Origin of the sequence: Pararhodobacter aggregans (assembly GCF_003075525.1) — a bacterium.
In the GTDB taxonomy this organism is placed as follows: domain Bacteria; phylum Pseudomonadota; class Alphaproteobacteria; order Rhodobacterales; family Rhodobacteraceae; genus Pararhodobacter; species Pararhodobacter aggregans.
On sequence record NZ_QDDR01000002.1, the window covers coordinates 498,404 to 511,012 of the forward strand.

The 12,609-nt window shown below is 67.9% G+C and carries 11 protein-coding genes; 5 read left to right on the plus strand and 6 right to left on the minus strand.

Annotated features, from left to right (window positions below; genetic code table 11):
• Positions 1-21: 21 nt before the first annotated feature.
• The gene (locus tag DDE23_RS06510; protein ID WP_107750842.1) at positions 22-2,814 is read right to left on the minus strand and encodes a molybdopterin-dependent oxidoreductase; all 2,793 of its coding nucleotides are present in this window, start codon (positions 2,812-2,814) and stop codon (positions 22-24) included.
• Between the two features lie 201 nt (positions 2,815-3,015).
• On the opposite strand from DDE23_RS06510, the gene DDE23_RS06515 reads away from it, so the two are divergent.
• Together DDE23_RS06515 and clpX are read left to right on the plus strand one after the other, a co-directional pair.
• Positions 3,016-3,642, plus strand: a complete 627-nt coding sequence (locus tag DDE23_RS06515) for an ATP-dependent Clp protease proteolytic subunit (RefSeq protein WP_107750412.1) — start codon at positions 3,016-3,018, stop codon at positions 3,640-3,642.
• Positions 3,643-3,756: 114 nt separating this feature from the next.
• A complete protein-coding gene (gene clpX, locus DDE23_RS06520) occupies positions 3,757-5,037 on the plus strand; it encodes an ATP-dependent Clp protease ATP-binding subunit ClpX (protein WP_107750410.1) in 1,281 nt (426 codons plus the stop codon).
• A gap of 108 nt (positions 5,038-5,145) precedes the next feature.
• Here the strand turns inward: clpX and DDE23_RS06525 are convergent, their stop codons facing one another.
• The 4 genes from DDE23_RS06525 to DDE23_RS06540 are packed head-to-tail and all read right to left on the minus strand — an operon-like array spanning position 5,146 to position 9,368.
• On the minus strand, positions 5,146-6,699 hold the full coding sequence (locus tag DDE23_RS06525; RefSeq protein ID WP_107750409.1) for a 5-guanidino-2-oxopentanoate decarboxylase: 1,554 nt from the start codon (positions 6,697-6,699) through the stop codon (positions 5,146-5,148).
• Positions 6,696-7,874 (minus strand): pyridoxal phosphate-dependent aminotransferase, encoded by a 1,179-nt coding sequence (locus tag DDE23_RS06530; RefSeq protein WP_107750406.1) that lies wholly within the window; start codon positions 7,872-7,874, stop codon positions 6,696-6,698. The genes DDE23_RS06525 and DDE23_RS06530 overlap by 4 nt, the downstream gene beginning before the upstream one ends.
• A gap of 1 nt (position 7,875) precedes the next feature.
• Positions 7,876-8,502, minus strand: coding sequence for a TetR/AcrR family transcriptional regulator (locus DDE23_RS06535; protein ID WP_107750404.1), 627 nt, complete (start codon positions 8,500-8,502; stop codon positions 7,876-7,878).
• A complete protein-coding gene (locus tag DDE23_RS06540) occupies positions 8,499-9,368 on the minus strand; it encodes a dimethylarginine dimethylaminohydrolase family protein (RefSeq protein WP_107750402.1) in 870 nt (289 codons plus the stop codon). The genes DDE23_RS06535 and DDE23_RS06540 overlap by 4 nt, the downstream gene beginning before the upstream one ends.
• Before the next feature lie 110 nt (positions 9,369-9,478).
• Here DDE23_RS06540 and DDE23_RS06545 point away from each other — a divergent pair, with 110 nt between their 5' ends.
• The 3 genes from DDE23_RS06545 to DDE23_RS06555 are packed head-to-tail and all read left to right on the plus strand — an operon-like array spanning position 9,479 to position 11,766.
• Positions 9,479-10,243: a transporter substrate-binding domain-containing protein gene (locus DDE23_RS06545; RefSeq protein ID WP_107750400.1), complete on the plus strand. Its 765-nt coding sequence runs from the start codon at positions 9,479-9,481 to the stop codon at positions 10,241-10,243.
• A gap of 3 nt (positions 10,244-10,246) precedes the next feature.
• Positions 10,247-10,996, plus strand: a complete 750-nt coding sequence (locus DDE23_RS06550) for an ABC transporter permease (protein WP_170121783.1) — start codon at positions 10,247-10,249, stop codon at positions 10,994-10,996.
• Positions 10,993-11,766, plus strand: coding sequence for an ABC transporter permease (locus DDE23_RS06555; protein WP_107750398.1), 774 nt, complete (start codon positions 10,993-10,995; stop codon positions 11,764-11,766). The genes DDE23_RS06550 and DDE23_RS06555 overlap by 4 nt, the downstream gene beginning before the upstream one ends.
• Positions 11,767-11,908: 142 nt before the next feature.
• Here DDE23_RS06555 and DDE23_RS06560 read toward each other — a convergent pair whose 3' ends face one another.
• Positions 11,909-12,532 carry a thiamine phosphate synthase gene (locus DDE23_RS06560; RefSeq protein WP_107750396.1) on the minus strand — a complete coding sequence of 208 codons (624 nt, stop codon included), beginning with the start codon at positions 12,530-12,532 and terminating at the stop codon, positions 11,909-11,911.
• Between the last annotated feature and the right edge of the window lie 77 nt (positions 12,533-12,609).

Here is a 12,609-nt window from a genome sequence, read left to right on the forward strand (position 1 = left end):
GGAGCAGAATGAAGGGGCATGTCAGCTGTGCCTTGCCAGGGTCTTGGGGGCTTTGGGGACGGGCGAGATCTGGGCCTCGTGCGCGGGCTCGGAGGGGGCGCCGGGCGGGGCCTTTTCCAGGCGCACGCGCAGGTCGAACCAGGCGGCCTGGCCGGTGACAGGGTCGGCGTTGGGGCGCCGGCGGCCTGCGGGATCGGGCAGAAGTTCGGGGATCAGGTGGTTGAGAAGGAAGCCTTTTTCCGCCTCGGGGGCGTTTTCATCGAGCGCCCAGGCGCCGCGGCGTTTGCCGATGGCGTTCCAGGTCCAGACGGTACGCTCGTTCAGCGCGTCCATGCGGGCGACGGGGATGCGGATCCGGCCCTGGGGCGAGATGAGAAAGGCCCAGTCGCCGTCCTGAAAGCCGTGTTCCTCCCAGAGTTTCTTCGGCACATAGAGCGGGTTCATGCCGTGGATCTGCCTCAGCCAGGGGTTCTGCGAGCCCCAGGAATGATACATCGCCGCCGGGCGCTGGGTGAGCGCGTGGAGGGGGTACTCGGCGGGGTCGCTGAGGCTGTCGCCGAGGGGCGGATACCAGACGGGCAGCGGGTCCATCGCGTGTTGCAGTTGCGGGCGCAGATGGTCGGGGGGCTGGTGGGGGCCAAGGCCCCGGGCCGCGCGCTGGAAGCGGGCGAGCGGCTCGCTGTAGAGCGCGAAGAGATAGGGCGCGGGTTTGTCGTAAAGGCCGCGGGCGACGGCCCAGTCCTGATAGGCGGCGTTCCAGGGTTTGAAGAAGCGGGCGTTCTGGGGCAGGTGGTCGCTGTAGAACCCGCCGTTCCGGATATAGCGGTCGAGCTGGTCGGGGTTGGGGGCGCCGCGGCCCGAGCCTTCGCCCTCCCCGCGCCAGCCGGCCAGCGGGCCGACGCCGGGGCGGCGTTCGTGGTTCACCATGTAATCGGCGTAGTCGCGGTATCTGGGCGTGCCGTCTTCCTTCACCATGCCGGGCAGGCGCATCCGGGCGCCGAGGTCCAGGAGCACCGACTGGAAGCCGCGCACGTCCCGGTCAGGCGCGACCACCGGCCAGCGGATCGCGTCGTTCATGGCATCCGGCTCGCCGATCGGGCGATCCAGCAGCGAGATGCAATCGTGGCGCTCCAGATAGGTCGTGTCTGGCAGCACCAGATCGGCGAAGGCGACCATTTCCGAGGAATAGCTGTCGGCGTAAATGATATGCGGGATGACATAGGCGCCCGAGGCGTCGGTGTCGGTCAGCATCCGCATCGCCTCGGACGTGTTCATCGACGAGTTCCAGGCCATGTTGGCCATGTAGAGGAACAGCGTGTCGATCCGGTAGGGGGCGCCCGCATGGGCGTTCGAGATCAGCATGTGCATCAGCCCGTGGGCCGAGAGCGGGTTCTCCCAGGTGAAGGCCTTGTCGATGCGTCTGGCGCTGCCGTCCTCGTTCAGCAGCAGGTGTTCGGGGCCGAGCGGATAGCCCAGATGCGGCCCGTCGAGGGGCTGGCCGGGGGTGACGCCGGCGTGGGGGCGGGGATGGGCCTCGACCGGCTTGGGGTAGGGCGGTTTGAAACGGTAGCCGCCGGGAACCTCGACCGAGCCCAGCAGGATCTGCAGCACATGCAGCGCGCGGCAGGTCTGGAAGCCGTTGGAATGGGCCGAGATTCCGCGCATGGCGTGGAAGGTCACGGGGCGGCCCTTCATCACCTCGTGCCGCTGGCCGCGGAAATCGGTCCAGGGCTGGTTGAGGGTGATCTCCTCCTCAAACGCGACTCGGGCGAGTTCGGCGGCGACGGCGCGGATGCGGGGGGCGGGGATGCCGCAGCGCTCGGCCACGGCATCCGGCGCATGCTCGGGCGAAAGGTAGCGTTCGGCCATGAGGCGCAACACGGTCTTGTGGCCCTGCCAGTCGGCGGCAGGGTCGGGCTGGACGCCGGGCGCGTCCCAGGGCGCGGGCTCGCCCGTGCGGCGGTCCAGCACCAGGGGCGTGCCCTTGGCGTCGCGCAGGAAAAGCCCGGCCTCCTCGCCCGCGCCCTGCACGAGGAAGGGCGCGTTGGTGTAGGCCATGAGGTAATCGAGGTCGATCCTGCCCAGCCGGAAGAGTTCATGGATCAGGGCGAGGATCAACAGGCCGTCGGTCCCCGGCGTGATCGCCAGCCAATCGTCGGCCACGGCGTTATAGCCGGTGCGGATCGGGTTGACGGCGATCATCCGGCCGCCCCGCGCCTTCAGCTTGCCGATGCCCATCTTGATCGGGTTCGAATCGTGATCCTCGGCCACGCCGAACAGCATGAAGAGCTTCGTGCGTTCCCAATCGGCCTGGCCGAATTCCCAGAAGGCGCCGCCCATCGTGTAGATGCCCGCCGCGGCCATGTTGACCGAACAGAACCCGCCATGCGCCGCGTAATTCGGGGTGCCGAAGCTCTGCGCCCACCAGCCGGTCAGGCTTTGCGACTGGTCGCGGCCGGTGAAGAAGGCGAGCTTTTCGGGTGCCGTCTCGCGCAGGGGTTGCATCCACGAGACCGCGAGCGACAGGGCCTCCTCCCACTCGATTTCCTGGAACTGGCCGGTGCCGCGCGGGCCCACGCGCTTCAGCGGTTTGCGCAGCCGGGCGGGCGAGAGATGCTGCATGATCCCGGCCGAACCCTTGGCGCAGAGGACGCCCTTGTTCACCGGATGGTCACGGTTGCCCTCGATATAGGCGACCTTGCCCTCTTTCAGATGCACATTGATCCCGCAGCGGCAGGCGCACATGTAGCAGGTGGTCTGGCGCATTTCATCCGAGGGGGGCGGCGACAGGTCGAGCCGGGGCTGGCGGTGCATCGAGACCTCGCTTGCGGGGGGCTTGGGCCGATCGAACAGGATGACGCCCGCTTTGTCCATGGCAAGCGCCCCGGGGCCGCCGGGGACGGGCCCCGAAAAAGCCGGAGGTGCTGCCCTTGCGGGGGTCGGATCGGAAGGCTAAGTCTTGGGCAAGAATTGACCCCTACCGTGGCAGATACCCGTCAGAGCGAGGCCCGAGCGATGCGCGATCCGATTGAAACCTACATGAACCTCGTTCCCATGGTGGTCGAACAGACCAGCCGGGGCGAGCGTGCCTATGACATCTTCTCGCGGCTCCTCAAGGAACGGGTGATCTTCGTCAACGGTCCGGTGCATGACGGGATGGCCACGCTGATCGTGGCGCAGCTGCTGCACCTGGAAGCGGAAAATCCGTCGAAAGAGATCTCGATGTACATCAACTCGCCGGGTGGCGTGGTGACCTCGGGGCTGTCGATCTATGACACGATGCAATACATCAAGCCGAAGGTCTCGACCCTGGTGATCGGGCAGGCAGCCTCGATGGGGTCGCTGCTGCTGACCGCCGGGGAGAAGGGGATGCGCTTCTCGCTGCCCAATTCCTCGGTCATGGTGCACCAGCCCTCGGGCGGGTTCCAGGGGCAGGCCACGGACATCATGATCCACGCCCGCAACACCGAGCGGCTGAAAAAGCGCCTGAACGAGATCTATGTCCGCCACACCGGCAACACCTACCGCAAGGTCGAGGACGCGCTGGAGCGGGACAATTTCATGACCCCGGAAGAGGCGAAAGCCTGGGGTCTGATCGACGAAATCCTCGTCAACCGGGATACCCCGAGCGAGGCGAAGTGATCCACGGCCGCGGGCAGGAATGCGATTTGGCATTGTCCCTGCCCGCTGGCTGGCCTAGTTTTGACCCAAGGGCCCGTCAGAAGGCCAGGAACCACGACGAGCACGAGGTGTCGAATGGCTCATTCCTCCGGTAGCGACAGCAAGAACACGCTGTATTGCTCCTTCTGCGGCAAAAGCCAGCATGAGGTGCGCAAGCTCATCGCCGGCCCCACGGTCTTCATCTGCGATGAATGCGTCGAACTCTGCATGGATATCATCCGTGAGGAGACCAAGGGCACCGGCTTCAAGACCGCCGACGGCGTGCCCACGCCGCGCGATATCTGCAAGGTGCTGGACGATTACGTGATCGGCCAGGAACGCGCCAAGCGGGTTCTGTCGGTCGCGGTGCACAACCATTACAAGCGTCTCGGCTTTTCCGGCAAATCCGGCAAGGCAGGCGAGATCGAATTGTCGAAATCCAACATCCTGCTGATCGGCCCCACCGGCTGCGGCAAGACGTTGCTGGCGCAGACGCTGGCGCGGATCCTCGACGTGCCCTTCACCATGGCCGATGCGACCACGCTGACCGAGGCCGGTTACGTGGGCGAGGATGTGGAGAATATCATCCTCAAACTGCTGCAGGCCAGCGAGTATAACGTCGAACGGGCGCAGCGCGGCATCGTCTATATCGACGAGGTCGACAAGATCACCCGCAAGTCGGACAATCCCTCGATCACCCGCGACGTCTCGGGCGAGGGGGTGCAGCAGGCGCTGCTGAAGCTGATGGAGGGCACCGTCGCCTCGGTGCCGCCGCAGGGCGGGCGCAAGCATCCGCAGCAGGAATTCCTGCAGGTGGACACGACGAACATCCTGTTCATCTGCGGCGGGGCCTTCGCGGGTCTCGAAAAGATCATCTCCATGCGCAACAAGGGCACGGCGATCGGATTCGGCGCGGATGTGAAGGACGAATCGAAGCGCACCGTCGGTGAGGCGCTGCAACAGCTCGAGCCCGAAGATCTGCTGAAATTCGGCCTGATCCCGGAATTCGTCGGCCGTCTGCCGGTGATCGCCACGCTGACCGACCTCGACGAGGCGGCGCTGGTGACCATCCTGACCGAGCCGAAGAACGCCTTGGTCAAGCAGTACCAGCGCCTGTTCGAGATCGAGGGCACCGACCTCACCTTCACCGAGGACGCGCTGCGCTCCATCGCCAAGCGGGCGATCCAGCGCAAGACCGGTGCCCGTGGTCTGCGCTCGATCATGGAAGACATCCTGTTGGACACGATGTTCGAACTGCCGGGCATGGAGAATGTCGAAGAGGTGGTGGTCAACGACGAATCCGTCACCTCGGGTGCGCGGCCGCTGCTGATCTATACCGACAGCAAGCAACCGCAGAGCGCGGGTTCGGCGGGCTGAGCTGTCGGCATCCTGAAGGAACGAAGCCCCGTGCCGGAAGGCGCGGGGCTTTGGCTTTCCACTCTGTCAGACATTCAAAGGACTGACAATTGAGTCAGTCGCTAAACCTCAGAAATCCCTGACGTTTCTGCGCCGGACCTCGACCAGCCGCGGGCCTTGTCCACTGGCAACGATGATCGGCAGATCGCTGTCGGTGGCCCGGGCATAGGGCAGGCCCATCGCCTCGGCCAGCGCCCGCATGTCGGGGGCGGAGGGCGTGCAGCCGATCACCTCGGCGCCCGCATCCTTCATGGCGCGGGCGATCTCGCCATAGCCCTCGTTGTTGAAGACGACGAAGGTCACGTCCAGATTCTCGTCCCGCGCGGTGCGCAATTCGCCCGGGTGGAACATCAGCCCGCCGTCGCCGGTCAGGCAGACCACCCGCGCCCCGGGATCGGACAGCGCCGCGCCGATCGCCGCCCCGACGCCATAGCCCAGAGCGCCATAGCCGGTCGCGGCGTTGAACCAGCCGCCGGCGCGGTCATGGCTGTAATAGAGGTTCCCGGCATAGGCGATCTGCGTCGAATCGCCGATGAAAAGCGCATCGGGCACGGCGTCGCGCAGCGATTGCAGCAGCCGCACCTCGTCCTGGTATTCGGGGGTGAGCGCGGCGAAAGCGGCCTGCCGTGTGGCGGCGGCGCGCTCCGGTCCGTCGGCGGCGGGGGCGACCGGATGCAGTTTCGGCAGCATCGCCGCCACATCGGCCTGCAGCGTCAGCGCCGCGAAATGCCGGGCCAGCTGTGCGCCGTCGATGTCGATGCGGATCATGCCCGAGAGTTCGGGGAACGTCCCCGTCCCGTACATGTCGCAATCGGTCGGCCCCAGTTCCGAGCCCGCGACGATCAGCTGGTCGGAATCGCGGATCAGGTCGCGGATGGGTTGCAGGCTGGGTGAGGCCGGGATCGCCAGCGGGTGGTTGTGCATCAGCCCGCGGGCGTTGGTGGTCAGGATCACCGGCGCGTTCAGCGCCTCAGCGAAGGCGCGCAACTCCTCGCCGGCGTGACGGCACCCGCCGCCAGCCAGGATCACCGGCCGTTTCGACAGCCTCAGCCGCGCCCGGGCCTTGGCCGGGTCGGGCAGGGTGGCGACGGGCGTGGCCAGCGCCGCGGCGGGCGGGGCCTTGGCCGCCATCAGGTCGAGCGGGATTTCCACATGCACGGGGCCGCGCCGTCCGGTGGTCAGCGCGCGCCCGGCATGGGCCAGAAGGCCGGGCAGGGCCTGCGGATCCTCCAGATGCAGCGCCGGTCCCAGCACCCGGGTCACGGCGCGCTGGTCGGGCAATTCGTGCAGATAGCCCAGCCCCTTGCCCAGCGTCTCGCGGCGGTTGACGCCGGAAATCACCAGGATCGGGATGGAATCGGCCCGCGCCTGGGCCATCGGCGTCATCATGTTGGTGACGCCGGGGCCGGTGATGACCAGCGCCACGCCGAAATGGCCCGAGACGCGGGCATAGCCATCGGCCATGAACCCGGCCGAGGCCTCGTGCCGCGGGGTGATGTGGCGGATGCCGGAGCCCGCGAGGGCCCGGTACAACTCGATCGTGTGGACGCCCGGGATCCCGAAGATCACGGTAACGCCCTCGATTTTCAGCCAGTCGACAAGGGTTTGTGCAACATTGCTCATGCTGCCTTCTGCATCGCATAGGCAGCGATACGGGCGCAAGCCTCCTCGGTGTCGGCGTCCGAGGCATTGAGCGCGACGCGCAGCCAACCCTCCAGCGCCAGGCCGAAGGAGGCACCCGGCATCATCGCCACATCGGTCGCCTCCAGCAGCTCCAGCGCGAAGGCCAGCGAGTTGTCGGACAGCGCGCGGATGTCGATCAGGGCGAACATCCCGGCCTCGGGGCGGTGCACACGCAGCCCTGCCACGCCGTCCAGCCGGTCGAACAGGATCTGTGCCCGGCGTGCCATGCGGGCGGCCATGCCCTGGGCGAGAACGGGGGCGCTGGCGATGGCCTCGGCGGTCATGTCGGCGATGAAGGGCTGCGAGCCGAAGAGCATGGTTTCCGACAAGGGCAACGCCCGGTGGGTGAAGTCGGCTGGCCCCACCGCCCAGCCCGAGCGGAAGCCGGGGGCCGCGTGGCTTTTCGAGATGGAGGCGGTGATGATCGTCCGCTCCTCGAACTCGGGATCGGCCAGCGCCGAGGTGAAGGGCCGCCCGTCATGGGTGAGATCGCCGTATACCTCGTCCGAGACGATCCACAGGTCATGCGCGCGCGCCAGCTCTCCCAGCGCGCGGAGTTCGCCCGGCTGCAGGATGGCGCCGGTCGGATTATGCGGGGTATTGAGGAAGACGGCGCGGGTCGCGGGGGTGATTGCGGCCGCAACATCAGCGGCTTGCAGGCGGAAGTTCTGTTCCGGCTTCAAGCGCACCGGCACCGGCACGGCGCCCGAGGCCCGGATGATCCCCTCATAGGTCGCATACATCGGATCGCCCAGGATCACCTCGCAGCCCGGCTCGCAGATCGTACGGAACACCAGATACAGCGAGGTCTGGGTGCCGGGCAGGCAGAGGAAACGGTCATGCCCGAAAGGCCGGTTGAGCCGCGTCGTGTAACGCCTTGACAAAGCGTCCAGAAGCACGGGTTCGCCCCGTCCGTTGGAATAGCCGGTGCGCCCGGCGCGCATGGCGGTGCAGGCGGTTTCGATCAGGCTGTCGGGGGTCGGCACATCGGGCTCGCCGATGGTCAGGTTGATGACGCGATGCCCTTCGGCCTGGCGGCGCTTGGCGGCGGCGTTCAGGATCCATTTCTCCGAGCCGAGGCCGGCGAGCTGATCGGTGACTTGGGCGTATCTCATCTCAGACCTCGGGGAGTTTCAGATCAAGAAGGCGCGAGAAGGCCTTGATCGCAATGGATTTCATTTCGTCGGGCTTGAAGTGGTCGGGCAGCGCGCCCGCCTCGATCCACAGCCCGTCCAGCAGCGCGTTGCCGGCGATGGCCAGCGCCCGCGGATCCTCGTCCTGCCGGTCGGCGGCGGCCAGCGCGTCGGCGATCATCCGTTGCAGCCGGTTGCGGAAGCCGAGGTAGGTTGCCTCGTGCACCTTGCGCATCGCCGCATCGCGCGGGACCAGCTGCATCGAGGCCGCCCAGAGCGACACGGCGCGGGGGTCGGTAACCGGGGGCGAGACGGCATTGGCGACGAAACCCGCCAGCCGGGCCAGCGGATCGTCGGGCAGATCGTCGAGCCGCGCGGCGCTGGCTTCGGTCAGGCCGGTCATCAGCGTCTCATGCGCGGCGGCGACCAGATCCTCCTTGGTCGCGAAATAATGGCGGATCAGCCCCGGGGTCACGCCCGCCCTCAGCGCGATGGCCCGCACGGTGGCCGCCTGCGGCCCGCCCTCGGCAATCAGGTCGAGCGTCGCCTCGATCAAGGCACTGCGGCGGGCTTCCTCGCCCGCGCGCTGGAACGGACGGCGCTGGTTCATGACCGCAGAACCGGGCGCGTCAGACAGGTCGGCCCGCCCTCGCAGGCGATGCACAGCGCGTCGCCCTCGAAGACCTGCACCCGGCAGCCCGCGCCCTCCATCAGCGCCCGGGTCCCGGGGAAGCCATCGACCATCACCACATCCTGCGGCTTCAGCATCAGCACGTTCAGCGATAAGCCATTGGATGCGCGGAATTCATCCTCGGGCGCCATCAGCAGCGTCCAGCCGCGCGCCGTGAGATCCGCCCAGAGCGCATAGGGCAGCAGCGGCGCATGGATCAGCGCCATCCTCGGCCCGAGCGGCGAGATCAGCGACATCAGATGCAGGCAGGCCTCGGGCCCGGTCCAATAGGGCAGATCATAGGCCTGAACCCGGATGCCGTGCGGGGCCAGGATCGCCGCCAAGGCCTCGATCCCCGCCTGATTGCTGCGCACACCCCGGCCGATGGCCAGGGTCTGCGGGTCGATCCACAGGCAATCGCCCGATTCGACCGTGGCGTCGCCGCCGAGCCGCCCGATCACCGGCACCCCCAGATCGGCATAAGCCGCGAGGTGCAACGCGGCCTCGTCCCGGCGCAGCGCCTTGCCCATGTTCAGGACCACCGCCCCGGCCCGGGTGACGAAGGACGGGTCCTGCACGAAGACCGCGTCCGACAAACCATCGTCGCCCGAGGGAATCCAGTGGATTTCTGCGCCTGATGCGGCAACGATGTCCGCAAGGGCCGCGTGTTGGACACTGGCCCTTGCAGCGTCAAAGCCGGGGCCGTAATGCCACAGCGCCGGATCCGCCGCGGCCATCGCCGGGCCGGGCGCGCGCATCATCACGCGGGCCAGTGGTTTCGTGCGGTCTTCGGCGCCGAAAGACATGGGGGTCACTCGCTGAGTAATTATACGCTTGCATAATTACTCAGGGCTTGGCCTTCTACAAGGACAAACAAGAGGCGCGACCAACGGCGCCACACCAACAGGAGAGACTGATGAAAACCCTCGTTCTGACCGCCTCCGCGCTGGCCCTGATGGCCGGTGCCGCCGCCGCCGATCCCCTGCGCATCGGCATCGCCGCCGAACCCTATCCGCCCTTCGCCGCCCCCGATGCGGCCGGCAATTGGGTCGGCTGGGAGATCGACATCATCAACGCGATCTGCGCCGCCTCGTCGCTCGATTGTGCCATCACGCCCACCGCCTGGGACGGAATCATCCCGGCTCTTACCTCGGGGCGCATCGACGTGATCATGGCCTCGATGACCATCACCGAAGAGCGCGCGCAGACCATCGACTTCTCCCAGCCCTATTACAACACCCCCGTGGTGGTGGTGGCGCAGCGCGACATAGGGATCACCGCGACGGCCGAGGGGCTGGCCGGGCACGTGCTGGGCGTGCAGGTCTCGACCGTGTTCCAGGATTACGCGCAGCAGTATTTCGAGGGCGAGACCGAGATCCGCACCTATCAGACCCAGGACGAGGCCAACCAGGACCTCGCCGCCGGGCGGATCGACGCCACGCTGGCCGACAGTCTGGCCATGGACCCGTTCCTTGAATCGGAGGCGGGCGCCTGTTGCGAGAATCTCGGCGCGGTGCCGATGGACGAGGCGATCCTGGGCAGCGGCATCGGCGCCGGGGTGCGCAAGGACGATGCCGCGACTCTGGCCGCGATCAACGGCGGGATCGAGGCGATCCTGGCCGATGGCACCTATGACGCGATCACCGCGTGCTATTTCACCACCTCGATCTACGGCCAGTAACGGGTGTTAGACTGGCTTCATGCCGTCTGGCCGGGGCTTGAGGCCACGCTTGCCCTGCTGTCGCCCCAGCCGCCCGGCTGGGGTGGCGGCCTGCTGCGGGGCGCGCTGAATTCGCTGGTCATCGCGCTGGGGGCTTTCGGGCTCGGGGCGGTGATCGGCACCTTTGGCGCGCTCGGCAAGCTGGGCGGCGGGCCGGTGACGCGCGACCTTCTGGCGGTCTATACCACCGTGGTGCGGGCGGTGCCGGAACTGATCCTGATCCTGCTCCTCTATTACGCGGGCACCGACCTCTTGAATCAGGTGCTGGCCCTTCTGGGCCGCCGCCCGGTCGAGATTTCGGGCGTCGCCGCCGGGATCGGCGTTCTGGGCATCGTCCAGGGCGCCTATGCGACCGAGGTGCTGCGCGGCGCGATCCAGGCGGTGCCCCGCGGCCAGCTGGAGGCGGCGCGGGCCTATGGCATGAGCCGGGTGCAGACCTTCCGCCGGGTGACCTTCCCGGCGATGCTGCCGCTGGCGCTGCCGGGTCTGTCGAACCTCTGGCTCATCGCCACCAAGGATACCGCGCTGCTGGCCGTGGTCGGCTTCAGCGAACTGACGCTGGAGACGCGGCAGGCGGCGGGCTCGACCCGGGCCTATTTCACCTTCTTCCTGGCGGCCGGTGCTCTGTACCTGATGATGACGCTGGTCTCCGGCCGGGTCTTCGGCTGGCTCGAAACCCGGTTCCGCCGCGGTCAGGCGCAGGTCCGGCCATGAGGGGCTGGCTCAGACCCCATCGGCTGGTGCTGATCGCTCTGGCGCTGGCGCTGGCGCTCTGGGCCGGCTGGTCGCTGCGCTGGGACTGGATTCCGCGCTACTGGCAGCTGGGGGTTCAGGGGCTCTGGCGGACGCTCTGGCTGCTGGTGCTCTCGGTCGTCATCGGCTTCGCGCTGGCGGTGCCGCTGGGGCTGGCGCAGGCGGCGGGGCCGCGCTGGCTCGCCGCGCCCGCGCGCTGGTTCTGCACGCTGATCCGCGGCACGCCGCTGCTTCTCCAGATCTGGCTGATCTATTACGGCATCGGCTCGCTCTTCCCGCAATACCCCTGGATCCGGCAATCCGACCTCTGGCCTCTGCTGCGGCAGGCCTGGCCCTATGCGCTGACCGCGCTGTCCCTCAGCTATGCGGGCTACGAGGGCGAGGTGATGCGCGGCGCCTTCCGCGCCGTGCCGCCCGGTCAGCTGGAAGCCGCGCGCGCCTATGGCTTCTCGCCCTTCGCCGTCTTCCGCCGCATCTGGCTGCCGCAGGCGCTGGCCCGCGCCCTGCCGACCCTGGGCGGCGAGACGGTGCTGCAACTGAAGGCCACGCCGCTCGTCGCCACGATCACGGTGATCGAGGTCTATGCAGTGGCCAGCCGCGTGCGCCAGGACACGTTCATCGTCTACGAACCGCTGATCCTGCTGGCGCTGGTCTATATGGCGATCGCGGGCCTGCTGGCGCTCGGCTTCCGCGTCCTCGAACGGCGCTACACCCGCGGCCTCGGCCACTGACCGCGCAGATCTTCGTTCTGAAAATATCCTCGGGGGTTCCCAAAGGGGGTGGAAAACCCCCTTTGGCGGGGGGTGCGGGGGGCTGGCCCCCCGCCTTGGTCGCCCGAGGGAACCGAGGGCGAAACCCCTCAGCCCCCAGACCTCAGCCCAGCGGCGCCATCAGCGCCTTCAGCGCCGCCAGGGGATCCTCGGCGCCCCAGATCTCGGTGCCGATGGCGAAGAAATCGGTGATCGGCGCCAGCGTCTCGACCAGTGCGAGGGTCAGGGCGCCTTCGGCCACAACCGGCACTTCGATCATCTCGGACCACCAGCCGAAGAGTTCGGTCTCGACCCGCGCCCCGGTGCCGAGGCCAGTCTCGCCGACCGGGCCGAAGCTCACGTAATCGGCGCCCGCCTCGGCCGCGTTCAGCCCGTCATGGCGCGAGGTGCCGCAGCCCGCGCCGAGGATCGCATCGGGGCCCAGGGTCTTGCGCAGCTTGCGCAGGTCGCGCGCGCCGTCGGGCAGGTGCACCCCGTCGAGGCCCAGCCGCTCGGCCAGCACCGCATGGCGCTCGATCACCAGCGGGATGTCGCGGGCATGCGAGACCTCGCGCAGCGCATCCGCCGCCCGGGCGATCTGATCCTCGTCATTGCCGGCCAGCGCCAGGCGCAGGCAGGCCACCTCGATCCCGTCCAGCACCCGCGCCAGACGCGGTGCGAATTCCTCGGGGTCGAACGCCGGGGGCGTGACGAGATAGAGCTGCGGGCGGTCTTGCTGGTCGGTCATCCGGACACCTTCGGGCGAAACAGCGCCCTGTCTAGACGGGCCGGGCAGGGCGCGCAATCGGCATCCCGTCCCGGCCC

What these genes read in the sequence shown, in the direction of transcription:
- DDE23_RS06510 (WP_107750842.1), bottom strand. Translation starts at nt 2,814, where the DNA reads ATGCACCGCCAGCCCCGGCTCGACCTGTCGCCGCCCCCCTCGGATGAA.
- DDE23_RS06515 (WP_107750412.1), top strand. Translation starts at nt 3,016, where the DNA reads ATGCGCGATCCGATTGAAACCTACATGAACCTCGTTCCCATGGTGGTC.
- clpX (WP_107750410.1), top strand. Translation starts at nt 3,757, where the DNA reads ATGGCTCATTCCTCCGGTAGCGACAGCAAGAACACGCTGTATTGCTCC.
- DDE23_RS06525 (WP_107750409.1), bottom strand. Translation starts at nt 6,699, where the DNA reads ATGAGCAATGTTGCACAAACCCTTGTCGACTGGCTGAAAATCGAGGGC.
- DDE23_RS06530 (WP_107750406.1), bottom strand. Translation starts at nt 7,874, where the DNA reads ATGAGATACGCCCAAGTCACCGATCAGCTCGCCGGCCTCGGCTCGGAG.
- DDE23_RS06535 (WP_107750404.1), bottom strand. Translation starts at nt 8,502, where the DNA reads ATGAACCAGCGCCGTCCGTTCCAGCGCGCGGGCGAGGAAGCCCGCCGC.
- DDE23_RS06540 (WP_107750402.1), bottom strand. Translation starts at nt 9,368, where the DNA reads ATGTCTTTCGGCGCCGAAGACCGCACGAAACCACTGGCCCGCGTGATG.
- DDE23_RS06545 (WP_107750400.1), top strand. Translation starts at nt 9,479, where the DNA reads ATGAAAACCCTCGTTCTGACCGCCTCCGCGCTGGCCCTGATGGCCGGT.
- DDE23_RS06555 (WP_107750398.1), top strand. Translation starts at nt 10,993, where the DNA reads ATGAGGGGCTGGCTCAGACCCCATCGGCTGGTGCTGATCGCTCTGGCG.
- DDE23_RS06560 (WP_107750396.1), bottom strand. Translation starts at nt 12,532, where the DNA reads ATGACCGACCAGCAAGACCGCCCGCAGCTCTATCTCGTCACGCCCCCG.